This window comes from Methylobacterium sp. J-076 (assembly GCF_022829405.1).
In the GTDB taxonomy this organism is placed as follows: domain Bacteria; phylum Pseudomonadota; class Alphaproteobacteria; order Rhizobiales; family Beijerinckiaceae; genus Methylobacterium.
In genome coordinates, this window is sequence record NZ_JAKSXW010000115.1 from 1 (window position 1) to 13,360 (window position 13,360).

Consider the following 13,360-nt stretch of genomic DNA (forward strand, 5'->3'; position numbering starts at 1 on the left):
CTCCACCGTCGCCACCACCACCCCGGGCGTCACCCTGATCTCCGGCCCCTCCAACACCCGCCGCGACACCGAGTTCGCCGTCGTCCGCGCCGGCGTGAACTACAAGTTCGGCTCGTACTAAGACCCAACCCGCCGCGGCCCACGCCGCGGCCCCTCGCACCACGGAAAGCCCGGCCGAAAGGCCGGGCTTTTCCCGTTCCGGGCCCCCGGCCGCGCAGGACAATTTTGCAAGGCGCCCCTGACAAAGCGTTGCGGCGATCCCATGTCCTGCCCGAGCCGCGCGGTGCCGCCGCAGGCGGTGCGTCCGATCCGAGGAGGTTCCTATGAACAACGAGGAACGCGATATCATCTCCGGCATCTTCCAGCGTCTGGAGCAGGCCCAGAGCCAGCCCCGTGACGCGGATGCCGAGCGCTTCATCGCCGACAAGCTTCGCACGCAGCCTTACGCGCCGTATGCGATGGCCCAGCTGATCTACGTGCAGGAGGAGGCGATCAAGAGCCTCAACCAGCAGCTCGAGGAGGCCAGGCGCCAGCAGGCCCCGTCCCAGTCGGCGGGCGGTGGCGGCTTCCTGTCGAGCATCTTCGGCGGCGGCTCCCGCCCGCAGGAGCCGCAGCAGGGTTACCCGCAGCAGCAGCAGCGGCCGGGTGGCAGCCCCTGGGGCGGCCAGCAGCCCGGCTACGCACCGCAGCAGGGCTATCCCCCCCAGCAGGGCTATCCCCCGCAGGGCGGCGGGTATCCGCAGCAGGGTGCCCCGCAACAGGGTGGCCCCTGGGGCGGCCAGCAGGCCCCCGCCCGGGGCGGCGGGTTCCTCGCCTCCGCGCTCCCGATGGCGGCCGGCGCGGCCGGCGGCATGCTGCTCGGCAGCGCCCTCTCGAACGCCTTCGCCGGGGGGCATTCCTCCCTCGGCAGCGCCTCCGCGGCGGGGCTCGGCGGGGGTGAGACGGTGGTCAACAACTATTACGGCGACGGCGCCGGCGCCGGCGGGGGAGACCAGGATCTCGGCTCCGCGCTCGGCGGCGGCGATGGCGGCGGCCTCCAGGACGCGAGCTGGAGCGACCAGGGCGGCGATTTCGGCGGCGACCTGGGCGGCGGCGACGACAGCGACTGGACCTGATCCAAGTCCCCTCGCCACCTCTTGACGAAGAAGGGCCCGGCTGCGGAGGCAGCCGGGCCCTTCTTCATTCGATCCCGCGTTCGAGCCTTCAGAGCACCTCGACCCGTGTCCCCACGGGGACGCGCTCGTACAGGTCCATGACATCCTCGTTCATCATGCGGATGCAGCCGGAGGACACGTTCCGCCCGATGGTGCCGGGCTCGTTGGTGCCGTGGATGCGGTAGAGGGATGAGCCGAGATACAGCGCGCGGGCGCCGAGGGGATTCGCCGGACCGCCGGCCATGTGGCGGGGCAGGTCGGGCCGCCGGGCGAGCATCTCGGCCGGGGGAATCCAGTCCGGCCATTCCGCCTTGCGGCTCACCGTCTTCAGGCCGCTCCACGAAAAGCCCGGACGGCCGACGCCGATCCCGTAGCGGATCGCCTTGTGGCCGGGCTGGACGAGGAACAGGTGCTTCGAGGCCGTGTCCACCACGATGGTCCCCGGCCGCTGCCCGCCCTCGAAGGCGACCTCCTGCCGGAGGAACTGAGGGTCCATCTCCTGGCCGACGCGGTACTCGCCCTGGTTCGCGTAGGCCTGCCGCCCATAGGCCTCGGGCGGATAGGCCTGCGGGGCATAACCCTGTGGGGCGTAGGCCTGGGGGGCGTAGGCTTGGGGCGCGTAGGTCTGAACCGGCGCGGACGGGGCGGCGTAGGGCATCGCCGAGGGCTCGCCGTAGGGCGGCACCCGGTCGGGCGCCACGGACGCCATCGGCCGGGGGGCCGGCATGGCCGGCATGGCCGGGCGCTGCACGCCGCGGCGCTGGCCCTCGGACTGGCCGGTCACGAGGTATTCGATGAGGCCCCCGCCATAGCCCGCGGCCGGAGACGCCTCGGCGTAGCGGACCTGCTGGGCCGAGGCCGGCCCGCCCAGCAGAGCCGCCAGCACGATACCGGCAACCGACACCACCCTCTGACACGTCATCGCAGCCACTCCGCAGCGGACCTCTCGTCCCGTGGGGCAGACGATCCGCCTCGAACCGGCGAATTGCGTGAATCATCATGGTGAATCGGCAGGCAAACGAGCCCATTCCACGGTTGGCAACGGGTAGCGTGAATCAACCGTCAATTGCGTATTGTGCGGCGCGCCATCGCCGTCCTTCAAGATGGCCGCCGGCGATGAGGGGAACTGATCAATCTTCGTTGACGGCCCAAGCGGTTAAACGGCGCCCGGTGACACTCCGCTAATGGTTTTGGGTCAAAACTCACGGGATCGAGCAAGCGCAGGCCGTCAGCCGAACGATGAAGACCAAACGCTACCGTATCGAGCAGAGCCTCGGCCTAGAGACTCCCGCCCCGATCGAGCTTCGGCCGGCCGGCCGCGACGACGAGATCCTGTCCGCCATCGGCGACCTGCGCAGGATCATGCAATCCAGCGCCAGCGAGACGGTGGAGGCCTGCCGCAAGGAGTTGAACGACGCCCTCGCCATGCGCGGTGAGCTCGATATGATGAAGGACGCCATCGTCCGCACCAAGGCCGACCTGGCCGCGCTCCACCGGTCGGACGTGACCGGCAAGGGCATGCGCCGCGCCGCGGACGAGCTCGACGCGGTGGTGGAATCCACCGAGCGCGCCACCACGACCCTGCTCAGCGTCGTCGAGGACGTGGAGAGCCGCGCCTCCATGCTGCGCTCCATGCACCTCACGCCCGACGCCCGGCCCCATGTGGACGCCATCCTCGATCAGGTGATCCGGGCCTACGAGGCCTGCAACTTCCAGGACCTGACCGGCCAGCGGATCAGCAAGATCGTCCAGGTGATGAAGTTCATCGAGGAGCACCTCGACCGGGTGATCACCGCCTGGTCCGCCCTCGACAGCTTCCGCGACCTCGTGGCGGCGGGGCCTCAGCCCGATGCCGACGACGAAGGCGCGCTGCTCAACGGGCCGAAGCTCCCCGACGATCCGGGCCACGTCGATCAATCGGATATCGACGCCCTGTTCGATTGAGGCGATCGTCCGCGGTGCGCCCCGGCGCGAAAGCGCCTACATCTGCAGCATGAGCCGCAGAGCCCTGAACGACCTGCCCCCCGATACCTTCGACGACGGCCGCGCGGCCGAGGTCGAGGATGCCGAGGAGGCGGACGTCTCGCTCACCGCCGAGCCCTCCGCCGAGATCGACTTCGATTTCGAGCCGGGGGCGGTGGAGGCGGGCACCGAGGTCATCCGCCGCTTCTGGTCGACGCTGCCGCTCTCGCCGGGCGTGTACCGCATGTTCGATGCCCGCGGCGACGTCCTCTACGTCGGCAAGGCCAAGAACCTGAAGGCCCGCGTGGCCTCCTACGCCCGGGGGCAGGCCCACTCGAACCGCATCGCGCGGATGATCTCCCAGACGGCGGCGATGGAGTTCGTCACCACCGCCACCGAGACCGAGGCGCTGCTCCTCGAAGCCAACCTGATCAAGCAGCTGAAGCCCCGCTTCAACGTGCTGATGCGGGACGACAAGTCCTTCCCCTACATCCTCGTCACCGACGACGGCCCGGCGCCGCAGATCGTGAAGCACCGCGGGGCGCGGCGGCGGAAGGGCAATTATTACGGCCCCTTCGCCAGCGTCTGGGCGGTCAACCGCACGGTGAACGCCCTGCAGCGGGCATTCCTGCTGCGCACCTGCACCGACAGCTATTACGAGAACCGCAGCCGGCCCTGCCTGCTCTTCCAGATCAAGCGCTGTTCCGGCCCCTGCACCGGCGAGATCGCCCAGGAGGATTACGCCACCATGGCCGATTCCGCCCGGGCCTTCCTGGCGGGCAAGTCGAACGCCGTGAAGGACCGGATGCGGTCGGAGATGCAGCTCGCCTCCGAGGCGATGGAGTTCGAGCGGGCAGCCCGGTTCCGCGACCGCATCGCCGCCCTCTCGGCGATCCAGGGCGTGCAGGGCGTCAACACGCAAGGCGTGGAGGAAGCCGACGTCTTCGCCCTGGACGAGCAGGCCGGCCAGTTCTGCATCGAGGTGTTCTTCTTCCGCAACTTCCAGAACTGGGGCAACCGCGCCTACTTCCCGAAGGCCGACCGCTCGATGACCGCGGACGAGGTGCTGGGGTCCTTCATCAGCCAGTTCTACGACGACAAGCCCGCCCCCCGGGTCGTGCTGACGAGCCATACGATCGAGGATGGGGAGCTGGTCGGCGCCGCCCTGTCGAGCCGGGTCGAGTATCGCGTCGAGCTCCACCGGCCCCTGCGCGGCGAGCGCAAGAACCTCGTGGACTATGCGCAGCGCAACGCCAAGGAGGCGCTAGCCCGCCGCCTCGCCGACACGGCCTCCCAGGGCAAGCTCCTCGCGGCCCTGGCGCAGGCGCTGGGCCTGGAGAAGACGCCCCGGCGGATCGAGGTCTACGACAACTCGCACATCATGGGCACGAACGCGGTCGGCGGGATGATCGTCGCCGGGCCGACGGGGTTCATGAAGCAGTACTACCGCACCTTCAACATCAAGTCGGAGGAGCTGACCCCCGGCGACGATTTCGGGATGATGCGCGAGGTGCTCCAGCGCCGCTTCAAGCGTCTGGTCAAGGAAGCCCCCCGCAATGCCCCCGAGGCGGCCGCCGCCGCGGCCGAGGGGGGCGCGCCCGAGCCGGTGCCGGAGCAGGACCCGGAGGCCGAATCCTTCCCCGCCTGGCCCGACCTCGTGCTGATCGACGGCGGCAAGGGCCAGCTCGAGGCGGCCCGCACCGCCATCGCCGCCATCGGCGTGGAGGACGTGCCGCTGATCGGCATCGCCAAGGGGCGGGACCGGGATGCGGGGCGGGAGACCTTCTTCGTGCCGGGCAAGCCGCCGTTCAAGCTGCCGCCCCGGGACCCGACCCTGTACTTCGTGCAGCGCCTGCGCGACGAGGCGCACCGCTTCGCCATCGGCACGCACCGGGCCAAACGGAAGCGCGAGTTCACGAAGAACCCGCTTGACGAGATCGCCGGCGTCGGCCCCTCTCGAAAGCGGGCGTTGCTCCACCATTTCGGGACGGTGAAGGCGATCGAACGCGCGGCCTACGAGGATCTGGCCCGGACACCGGGCGTCAACGCAGCGACGGCACGCGCCGTCTATGATTTCTTCCATGCCGGCGCCTGAGCCCGGGCGCGAGAGCGGAGCCGAACCGTTGACGGGATTGCCACGCTCTGATTTCACGCCCCCGATGAACGCCGTCCTCCCCCGCCGACGTTCACCGGCCTGGACGTTGGCGAACTGCCTGACCTATGGGCGGCTCGTCGCGGTGCCGGTGATGGTCGCACTGCTGTTCTGGCCCGATTCGACGACCGCGCGGTCCGTGGCCTTCGTGGTCTTCGTGATCGCCGCCGTGACCGACTACCTCGACGGCTACGTGGCGCGGACCTACCAGCAGAGCTCGGCCCTCGGGCGGATGCTCGACCCCATCGCCGACAAGCTCCTGGTGGCCGCCTGCCTGCTGATGCTGGCCGCCGACCACACCATCTCCGGCGCGTCGATCTGGGCGGCCATCGTCATCCTCTGCCGGGAGGTGCTGGTCTCCGGCCTGCGGGAATACCTCGCCGAGCTGAAGGTCGGCGTGCCGGTGAGCCGGATCGCCAAGTGGAAGACCACGGTGCAGCTCATCGCGCTGGGCTTCCTCGTCGCCGGGCCGGCGGGCGAGATCGTCCTGCCGGGCACCGAGGCGATCGGCATCGCGCTCCTCTGGCTCGCCGCCGCCCTCACGATCTGGACCGGCTGGGACTACATGCGGGCCGGCATCCACCACGTCATCAACGACCCGCGCTAGGCTCAGCATGAAGCTCGTCTATTTCGCCTGGGTCCGCGAACGGATCGGCCGGGCCGAGGAAACCCTCACCCCCCCGCCGGAGGTGGCCACGGTCGGCGACCTCGTCGCCTGGCTCGCCGGGCGGGGCGAGGCATACGCCTACGCCTTCGAGAATCCGGGGATCGTCCGCGCCGCCATCGACCGGGTCCACGCCAAGGCCGACACACCCATCGCTGGAGCCGGCGAGATCGCCTTCTTCCCGCCGATGACCGGCGGGTGACGGCGGGCCGATCTCCCACGCATCGTCCTTCAGGAAGGGGCTGCCGATGTCGAACGACGCGACGATCATCGAGACGCTCTCCGGCGTCACCACCGCCACCATCACCACGATCCTCCTGAAGAAGGGCCTGCGCAACGTGTGGATGCGCGGCCCCCGGCCCCTCCGGGCGGACCAGCCGCGGCTTGTGGGGCGTGCCTTCACCCTCCGCTTCGTGCCGGCACGGGAAGATCTCGCCACGCCGGAATCGTGGTCGTCGCCGACCTCGACCCGGGCCGCCATCGAGGCGATGCCGGAGGGCTGCATCGCCGTGGTCGACGCGATGGGCGTGACCGATGCCGGGATCTTCGGCGACATCCTCTGCGCCCGCATGGCGAAGAGGGGCGTCGCCGCCCTCGTGACGGACGGCGTGGTGCGGGATCTCTCGGGGGTGCTCGGCACGGGGCTGCCGGTCTGGTGCCAGGGCGCCGCGGCGCCGCCCTCGGTGGCCGGCTTGACCTTCGTGGGATGGCAGCAGCCGATCGCCTGCGGCGGGGTCGCCGTGTTCTCCGACGACATCGTCGTGGCGGATGCAGACGGCGCCGTGCTGATCCCGGCCGCCCTGGTCGAGACCGTGCTGGAGCTCGCCCCCGAACAGGAGCGGTTCGAGGGCTGGATCATGGACGAGGTCAACCGCGGCGCCGCCCTGCCGGGCCTCTACCCGCCGAATGCCGAGAACAAGGCCCGCTACGAGGCGAGCAAGGGCTAGGCGCGCCCGCGGCTGGGTCGGAAGGCGGGGTGCGCGCCCCTATCTCAGCTCCGCCAGCAGGGCCCCGAGCTGGGCCCGCTCCCGCTCCGGCGCGAAGAACGGCCTGCGCGCCGCACAGGCCGCGTCGAGTTCGCGGAGGTAGTCCGGGTCCGTCTCGGCCCTGTGCAGGAGGCCGGCGAGGGCCGCCGTGTCGCTCTTCGGGAAATAGCCGGGATAGGCCGGGCCGAGCAGGCCCACCGAACCGTCGATCCGCGAGGCGAGGACCGGCAAGCCGGAGACCACCGCCTCCGAGATCACGTTCGCGCCGCCCTCCATGTGCGACGACAGCACCATCAGCCGCGCCCGGGCCATGAGCCGCCGCACCCGCGCCGGGGGCAGGTCCCCGAGCCAGAGATAGCGGGCATTCCCGGCCATCTCGGCCTGGGCGGCCTCCGCCCAGACGGGATCGTGGGCCGCGCCGAGGTGGAGCACGCGGATCGCCGAATCGGACGGAAGCCGGCGGGCCGCCAGCGCGGTGCGGAACGGGTCCTTCTCGGTGCGCAGGTGCCCGACGACCAGGACCTCGAAGGCGTCGGCGGCGGGGGCGATCCGCGCGGCCCGGCCGCGGGCCGACTGGTGGATGATCCGCAGCTTGTGCCGGAAACGGTCCGGCAGGGCGTCGGCGACCCGGTCGTGCAGGCCGACGAGGCGATCCGCGAGGTCCAGGGTGCGCGATGTCGTCTCCGGCTCAGTCGCGAGGTAGTGATAGAGGTCGGTGCCGGTCAGCACCACCACCAGGGGCTTGCTCGGATGCGCCGCGCGGAACTCCGCCGCGGCCTGCGCGCTGCGCCATGCGTGGAGGGCGACCATCGCGTCCGCCCCGGCCTCCGGCGGCGGATTGATCGCGGCCTCGTGTCCGAGATCGGTGAGGAAACCGGCCCACCGGGAGGCGGTGGCGCGATTTCCGGTGCGCCGGGTGGCGGCGGTGGGTGTCGTGATCGCGATGCGCATGTCAGGCCGCCCGCCTTGCCTGTACCGCGCCGGGGGGCGCACTACGTCGTCCACGAACTGGGGAGCAGGAATGGTCACGCCGGCCGCACCGCACAAGGCTTCGTCCGCAGAGCTTCTGACGGCTCTCCGGGATGCCAGGGCACGGACGCTCGAACTGGTGGAAGGGCTCGACGGCGAGGCCCTGATGGGCCCGCGCCTGTCCATGGTGAACCCGTTGCTGTGGGAGATCGGGCATCTCGCGTGGTTCCATGAGCAATTCGTCCTGCGCGACCTGGACGGGCACCCTCCCCTGCTGGAAGGGGCGGACGCCCTCTATGATTCCGCCGCCGTCGCCCATGCAACGCGCTGGGACCTGCCCTTGCCCGGCCTGCCCGACACGTTGGCCTACATGGACCGGGTACAATCCGCCCTGGCGGCGCGGCTCGACGGGCGCGAACCCGCGCCGCACGAGGCCTACCTCTACCGGTTGATCGGTTTCCACGAGGACATGCACGGGGAGGCCTTCACCTATACGCGCCAGACGCTGGCCCAGCCCCGGCCGTCCTTCGCCGCGCCGTGCGTCGGCGAGGCCGATGCCGGCCCCTGGCCGGGGGATGTGGAGGTCGGCGGCGGGACCCTGTGGCTCGGCGCGGATCCCGAGGCCCGGCGGTTCGTGTTCGACAACGAGAAATGGGCGCATCCGGTGGAGATTGCCCCGTTCCGCATCGCCCGCGCGCCCGTGACGAATGCCGAGTTCGCCCGGTTCGTGGACGAGGGCGGCTACGGCGACACCGCGCATTGGGACGAGGACGGGCGGGCATGGCTCGCCGCCAGCGGCGCCACCCATCCGGTCTACTGGCGGCGGGGCGCGGACGGCTGGGAGATCCGCGTCTTCGACCGCTACGAGGCTCTGGCGCCGCATCGGCCGGTGATCCACGTGAACTGGCACGAGGCGCGGGCCTGGTGCCGGTGGGCGGGGCGCCGCCTGCCCACCGAGGCGGAATGGGAAGCCGCCGCCGTCGCCGGCCGCGGGGCGGATGGCGGCCTCGCCCGCATCAAGCGCACCTACCCCTGGGGCGAGGCCGCCCCGGACCCGATCCTGGCCAACCTCGACGGAGGCCGGCTCGGCTGCGTCGATGTCGGCGCCCATGCCGAGGGTGACAGCCCCTGGGGCTGCCGCCAGATGATGGGCAACGTCTGGGAATGGACGGAAAGCGCCTTCCTCCCCTTCCCCGGCTTCGCCGCGGACGCCTACCGGGACTATTCCGAGCCGTCCTTCGGCACGCGGAAGGTCCTGCGCGGGGGGGCCTGGGCCACCCGCGGCCGGATGGTGACGGCGATGTACCGGAACTTCTTCGGCCCCGACCGGCGGGACGTCTTCGCCGGCTTCCGCACCGTCGCCCTCTAGGCCGCCCGGCGGGGGCCGGCCGGCTTCTTGGCTTACCGCAGGAGCTGGAGGATGCCCTGCTGTGCCGTGTTGGCGAGGGACAGGGCCGAGATGCCGAGCGACTGGCGGGTCGAGAGGGCCTGGGAGTTCGCCGCCTCCTCGTTGAGGTCGGCGTTGGTCAGGTTCGACGAGCCGGTATCGAGGACGTTGATCAGGTTCTTGGTGAAGTCCTGACGGTTCTGCACGACCGAGAGGTTCGAGCCGAAGGTCGAGGAGTCGGAGCGGAGCTGGTTCGACGCGGCGGTCAGGCCGTTCAACGTCGCGTTGATGTCGCTGTTGAGCAGGAAGTTGCCCTGCCCGTAGAGGCCGTTGGTGCCGGCGGAGGTGCCGGTGATCGCCTTTAGGCCAAGGCCGTTCGAGGTCTCGTCCATGGACTGGACGATCAGGCTCGAATTGCCCTTCGGATTGAAGTTGATCGTCAGGTTGTTGTTGGTGCCCTTGCCGGCGATGAGGTTGACGCCGTTGTAGCTCGCATCCCCCGCCAGCTGGTCGATCTGCGTGAGCAGGCTGTTGAACTGGGTCGCCAGGGTGGCGCGGGCGCTGACGCCGTTCACCACGAGGTCGGAACTCTGAGAGGCCGCGGTCGTCGTGCCGTAGGTGGACGCCGTGCCGGTCCCCGTGGAGAAACCGAGCTTGGTCTGGTCGCCCGTGGTGGCGAATTCGACATCCGAGCTGGCGTTCAAGACGAGCTTGGTGCCGGTCGTGTCCTTCGAGAAGCTGCCCGCGCCGACGACGCTGTTCAGCGCCGTGATCGTCTGGTCGATCGTGGCGTTGCTCGGCAGCGTGGCCGCGGTGGACGCCCCGTTGATGAACAGGTTGATCGTCGTGGTCGCGGACGTGTTCGGGGTGGCGTAGGCGGTGCCGGCCGTGCCCGTGGTGGTGATCTGCGTCGAGAGCGCCTGGTTGGCGACCGACTTGGCCTGGTCCACCAGCTTCTGGATCGAGGTGATGCCCTGGTTGGCCGCCTGGATCGTCTGGATGCCGTTGGAGATGCCGTCGAGGAGGCTCGACAGGTCGCCCGAGCGCTGGTCGAGGGACTTCGAGGTGAAGTACGTCACCGGGTTGTCGAGGGCCGAGGAGACCTTCTTGCCGGTCGACAGCCTGTTCTGGGTGGTCGCCTGCAGGGCGGCGGTGTCTTGGAGGGACAGCAGGTTCTGACGGGTCGCTGCGGTCAGGGTGATGTCGGACGACATGGATGTGATCCTGGTCAGTGGAAGCGCAAACGATCCACTCGTTATCCAGATCAAATCATGGTCATGCTTTCGAGAACGTTAAGGTCGACGAACACAGATCAATCCTAACCGTTCCTTTCCTTCCCCCCGGGCTCCGGGCCGGCGCCCGCACGCCATGAAAAAACGGCCGGCGCGAGGCGCCTGCCGTCGTGGTGTCGTCTCAGCCCTCAGGCGTCGGGATCAACGCAGGAGCTGGAGGATGCCCTGCTGCGCCGTGTTGGCGAGGGACAGGGCCGAGATGCCGAGCGACTGGCGGGTCGAGAGGGCCTGGGAGTTGGCCGCCTCTTCGTTGAGGTCGGCGTTCGTCAGGTTCGCGGAACCCGTGTCGAGGACGTTGATCAGGTTCTTGGTGAAGTCCTGACGGTTCTGCACGACCGAGAGGGCCGAGCCGAAGGTCGACGAGTCGGAGCGAAGCTGGTTCGACGCTGCCGTCAGGTTGTTCATCGTGGAGTTGATGTCGTTGTTCAGGAGGAAGTTGCCCTGCCCGGCGAGGCCGCCCGTGCCGGCGGAGGTGCCGGTGATCGCCTTCAGGCCGAGGCCGTTCGAGGTCTCGTCGGTCGCCGTGACCGTGAGGTTCGAGTTGCCCTTGGCGTTGAAGTTGATCGTCAGGTTGTTGTTGGTGCCCTTGCCGGCGATGAGGTTGGTGCCGTTGTAGCTCGAGTCACCGGCGAGCTGGTCGATCTGCGTCAGCAGGCTGTTGTACTGGGTCGCCAGGGTGGCACGGGCCGAGACGCCGGAGACCGTGAGGTCGGCGCTCTGCGCCGCCGCCGTGGTCGAGCCGTAGGTGGTGGTGTTGCCCGAGCCGGCGGTGAAGCCGAGCTTGGTCTGGTCACCGCTGGTGGCGAACTCGACGTCGGAGCTGGCGTTCACGACGAGCTTGGTGCCGGTCGTGTCCTTCGAGAAGCTGCCCGCGCCGACCGCCGTGTTGAGGGCCGAGATGGCCTGGTCGATCGTGGCGTTGGCCGGGATGGACGCCGACGTGGAGGAACCGTTCACGAACAAGCTGATGGTCGTGGCGGCGCTGGTGTTCGGGGTGGCGTAGGCGGTGCCGGCGGTGCCCGTGGTGGTGATCTGCGTCGAGAGTGCCTGGTTGGCGACCGACTTGGCCTGATCCACCAGCTTCTGGATGGAGGTGATGCCCTGGTTGGCTGCCTGGATGGCCTGCACGCCGTTGGAGATGCCGTCGAGCAGGTTGGACAGGTCGCCCGAACGCTGGTCCAGGGACTTCGAGGTGAAGAAGGTGACCGGGTTGTCTAGGGCCGAGGACACCTTCTTGCCGGTGGCGAGCCGGTTCTGGGTGGTGGCGGTCAGCGACGCGGTGTCCTGCAGGGAGAGCAGGTTCTGGCGGGTCGCGGAGGTGAGGGTGACGCCGGAAGACATGACGGTGGATCCATTCTGGTCGGTGCGCCTCCGTTTTGGAGACGAGCGGACATTCCGTCGCCGCGACTTTCAATGGTCTTAAAATAAAACGCGGGTTTGTCGCCGATCAGGTGTCGCGTAGAACGCAGTTAATCAATCGAAAACAGCAACCATTGCGCGCGGAGCGAACATTCAGGCTATGATGGGGGCCGCTCTCCGGCGATTGCGGGGGCGCAGGCGCCCGTAGGGTTAGCGCATCGTTAACGTCGCCGGGCCTACCAAGGGACGCCTGCGGGGGAGATTGCACCATGCCGCTGAAAATCGAGCTGAAGCCGGACGAGCGGCTGATCATCGGCAACGCCGCGATCCGCAACGGCTCGCGGCGCGCGAGCTTCGTGATCGAGACCAACACGAAGTTCCTGCGCGAGAGCGACATCATCACGGAGTCGGAGGCCGACACGCCGTGCAAGCGGCTCTATTTCGCGCTGACGCTGATGTATCTCGCCGACGACCCGACGCTCGCGGAAAACAGCTTCGTGGAGCAATCCAACGCGCTGATGGAAGCCGCCCCGAGCACGCGGCCCTACATCGCCGCGATCTACGAGCAGGTGCAGGGCGGCGACCTCTACCGGGCGCTCAAGCGCGGCAAGGAGCTGCTCGCCTACGAGGGGCAGCTGCGCAGCCTACTCGACAAAGCCCCGGAGCCGGCGGCGACGCCGTGACATCCCGCGGCGCGGACGGGACCACCCGTCGCGCGCCGCCGAACCGGCCCGCCTTCGCCTCAGCGTCCGGAGAGGCCGGCGGCGAGGTTCAGGTTGATCGTGATGATCGCGGTCAGCTTCTCCGGCGCCGGCTCGGCGATGGTCTCGATCATCCGGCGGAACACGAAGGTCGCGAGGTTCATGACGCCCTGCTTGACCTCGGCCGGGAGCGGGTTGTCCGGCTCGGTCGCAGCCGTCACCAGGATCGTCCAGACCTTCTGGTTGAAGTTGAGCGCGGCGACGAGCTCTCCCGACTGGCTCCCCCAATTGTCCCGGACCATCTGGAGCCGCTGGGCCGCCTTGGCCAGCACCGCCGACTCCGCCTCTCTGGGCGTCAGGACGCTCCGAGAGGTCTTGGCGTAGGCATTGGCGGCGTAGCTCATCGCGGTCCCCGGCTTCCGTCACAGGTCATTCGAGCGGACAGACCGCTTTCTCGCCGCAGATCAGTTAAGACTGCGTGAGTTTGACACACGATGACTGAGAAGGGTTAGCAGACCGTCGGCGGGTTCTCAAAAGCGCGGCCCTATCGGCGCGGGAGGATTGGCCGCGGCGCCGTCTGTCATTGCAAGTCGCACATCTCGCCGCGCACTCGCCAGAGCGTTGAATTTGCGCGCTTATTCGGCGTGACTTACCTGCCATGCGGCCGGATGACTTCACGGAGTGGCAAGTTTCACGCTCCAATCTGCCGACGGTCTGAATCGGCGGCTTGATCC

General features: G+C 69.2%; 13 protein-coding genes and 1 pseudogene. 9 read left to right on the forward strand and 5 right to left on the reverse strand.

Annotated features, from left to right (window positions below):
- Nucleotides 1-121, forward strand: a pseudogene (locus MKK53_RS10300) (porin family protein); the annotation flags it as partial.
- Nucleotides 122-323: 202 nt separating this feature from the next.
- A complete protein-coding gene (locus MKK53_RS10305) occupies nucleotides 324-1,115 on the forward strand; it encodes a DUF2076 domain-containing protein (RefSeq protein WP_243928607.1) in 792 nt (263 codons plus the stop codon).
- Nucleotides 1,116-1,203: 88 nt separating this feature from the next.
- On the opposite strand, the gene MKK53_RS10310 is transcribed toward MKK53_RS10305, so the two are convergent.
- Nucleotides 1,204-2,076: a L,D-transpeptidase gene (locus MKK53_RS10310; protein WP_243928608.1), complete on the reverse strand. Its 873-nt coding sequence runs from the start codon at nucleotides 2,074-2,076 to the stop codon at nucleotides 1,204-1,206.
- Nucleotides 2,077-2,393: 317 nt separating this feature from the next.
- On the opposite strand from MKK53_RS10310, the gene MKK53_RS10315 reads away from it, so the two are divergent.
- The 5 genes from MKK53_RS10315 to MKK53_RS10335 all read left to right on the forward strand — a co-directional run bounded on the left by MKK53_RS10315 (nucleotide 2,394) and on the right by MKK53_RS10335 (nucleotide 6,879).
- Nucleotides 2,394-3,098: a protein phosphatase CheZ gene (locus MKK53_RS10315; RefSeq protein ID WP_243928609.1), complete on the forward strand. Its 705-nt coding sequence runs from the start codon at nucleotides 2,394-2,396 to the stop codon at nucleotides 3,096-3,098.
- Nucleotides 3,099-3,147: 49 nt separating this feature from the next.
- The gene (gene uvrC / locus MKK53_RS10320; protein ID WP_243928610.1) at nucleotides 3,148-5,211 is read left to right on the forward strand and encodes an excinuclease ABC subunit UvrC; all 2,064 of its coding nucleotides are present in this window, start codon (nucleotides 3,148-3,150) and stop codon (nucleotides 5,209-5,211) included.
- Nucleotides 5,212-5,275: 64 nt separating this feature from the next.
- Nucleotides 5,276-5,875, forward strand: coding sequence for a CDP-diacylglycerol--glycerol-3-phosphate 3-phosphatidyltransferase (gene pgsA, locus MKK53_RS10325; RefSeq protein WP_243928611.1), 600 nt, complete (start codon nucleotides 5,276-5,278; stop codon nucleotides 5,873-5,875).
- 7 nt (nucleotides 5,876-5,882) lie between these two features.
- The gene (moaD, locus tag MKK53_RS10330; RefSeq protein WP_243928612.1) at nucleotides 5,883-6,134 is read left to right on the forward strand and encodes a molybdopterin converting factor subunit 1; all 252 of its coding nucleotides are present in this window, start codon (nucleotides 5,883-5,885) and stop codon (nucleotides 6,132-6,134) included.
- Nucleotides 6,135-6,180: 46 nt separating this feature from the next.
- On the forward strand, nucleotides 6,181-6,879 hold the full coding sequence (locus MKK53_RS10335) for a ribonuclease activity regulator RraA (RefSeq protein ID WP_243928613.1): 699 nt from the start codon (nucleotides 6,181-6,183) through the stop codon (nucleotides 6,877-6,879).
- 39 nt (nucleotides 6,880-6,918) lie between these two features.
- On the opposite strand, the gene senB is transcribed toward MKK53_RS10335, so the two are convergent.
- Nucleotides 6,919-7,869 (reverse strand): selenoneine biosynthesis selenosugar synthase SenB, encoded by a 951-nt coding sequence (senB, locus tag MKK53_RS10340; protein WP_243928614.1) that lies wholly within the window; start codon nucleotides 7,867-7,869, stop codon nucleotides 6,919-6,921.
- A gap of 70 nt (nucleotides 7,870-7,939) precedes the next feature.
- Here senB and senA point away from each other — a divergent pair, with 70 nt between their 5' ends.
- A complete protein-coding gene (senA, locus tag MKK53_RS10345) occupies nucleotides 7,940-9,256 on the forward strand; it encodes a selenoneine synthase SenA (RefSeq protein ID WP_243928615.1) in 1,317 nt (438 codons plus the stop codon).
- Between the two features lie 32 nt (nucleotides 9,257-9,288).
- Here senA and MKK53_RS10350 read toward each other — a convergent pair whose 3' ends face one another.
- On the reverse strand, nucleotides 9,289-10,488 hold the full coding sequence (locus MKK53_RS10350; RefSeq protein WP_243928616.1) for a flagellin: 1,200 nt from the start codon (nucleotides 10,486-10,488) through the stop codon (nucleotides 9,289-9,291).
- 219 nt (nucleotides 10,489-10,707) lie between these two features.
- Nucleotides 10,708-11,907 carry a flagellin gene (locus MKK53_RS10355; protein ID WP_243928617.1) on the reverse strand — a complete coding sequence of 400 codons (1,200 nt, stop codon included), beginning with the start codon at nucleotides 11,905-11,907 and terminating at the stop codon, nucleotides 10,708-10,710.
- Between the two features lie 287 nt (nucleotides 11,908-12,194).
- On the opposite strand from MKK53_RS10355, the gene MKK53_RS10360 reads away from it, so the two are divergent.
- Nucleotides 12,195-12,608: a flagellar biosynthesis repressor FlbT gene (locus MKK53_RS10360; RefSeq protein ID WP_243928618.1), complete on the forward strand. Its 414-nt coding sequence runs from the start codon at nucleotides 12,195-12,197 to the stop codon at nucleotides 12,606-12,608.
- Nucleotides 12,609-12,667: 59 nt separating this feature from the next.
- Here MKK53_RS10360 and flaF read toward each other — a convergent pair whose 3' ends face one another.
- A complete protein-coding gene (flaF, locus tag MKK53_RS10365) occupies nucleotides 12,668-13,030 on the reverse strand; it encodes a flagellar biosynthesis regulator FlaF (protein ID WP_243928619.1) in 363 nt (120 codons plus the stop codon).
- Nucleotides 13,031-13,360: the final 330 nt, after the last annotated feature.

Excerpts from the sequence above, each read along its gene's own strand:
- MKK53_RS10305 (WP_243928607.1), top strand. The coding sequence starts at position 324 with ATGAACAACGAGGAACGCGATATCATCTCCGGCATCTTCCAGCGTCTG.
- MKK53_RS10310 (WP_243928608.1), bottom strand. The coding sequence starts at position 2,076 with ATGACGTGTCAGAGGGTGGTGTCGGTTGCCGGTATCGTGCTGGCGGCT.
- MKK53_RS10315 (WP_243928609.1), top strand. The coding sequence starts at position 2,394 with ATGAAGACCAAACGCTACCGTATCGAGCAGAGCCTCGGCCTAGAGACT.
- uvrC (WP_243928610.1), top strand. The coding sequence starts at position 3,148 with ATGAGCCGCAGAGCCCTGAACGACCTGCCCCCCGATACCTTCGACGAC.
- pgsA (WP_243928611.1), top strand. The coding sequence starts at position 5,276 with ATGAACGCCGTCCTCCCCCGCCGACGTTCACCGGCCTGGACGTTGGCG.
- moaD (WP_243928612.1), top strand. The coding sequence starts at position 5,883 with ATGAAGCTCGTCTATTTCGCCTGGGTCCGCGAACGGATCGGCCGGGCC.
- MKK53_RS10335 (WP_243928613.1), top strand. The coding sequence starts at position 6,181 with ATGTCGAACGACGCGACGATCATCGAGACGCTCTCCGGCGTCACCACC.
- senB (WP_243928614.1), bottom strand. The coding sequence starts at position 7,869 with ATGCGCATCGCGATCACGACACCCACCGCCGCCACCCGGCGCACCGGA.
- senA (WP_243928615.1), top strand. The coding sequence starts at position 7,940 with ATGGTCACGCCGGCCGCACCGCACAAGGCTTCGTCCGCAGAGCTTCTG.
- MKK53_RS10350 (WP_243928616.1), bottom strand. The coding sequence starts at position 10,488 with ATGTCGTCCGACATCACCCTGACCGCAGCGACCCGTCAGAACCTGCTG.
- MKK53_RS10355 (WP_243928617.1), bottom strand. The coding sequence starts at position 11,907 with ATGTCTTCCGGCGTCACCCTCACCTCCGCGACCCGCCAGAACCTGCTC.
- MKK53_RS10360 (WP_243928618.1), top strand. The coding sequence starts at position 12,195 with ATGCCGCTGAAAATCGAGCTGAAGCCGGACGAGCGGCTGATCATCGGC.
- flaF (WP_243928619.1), bottom strand. The coding sequence starts at position 13,030 with ATGAGCTACGCCGCCAATGCCTACGCCAAGACCTCTCGGAGCGTCCTG.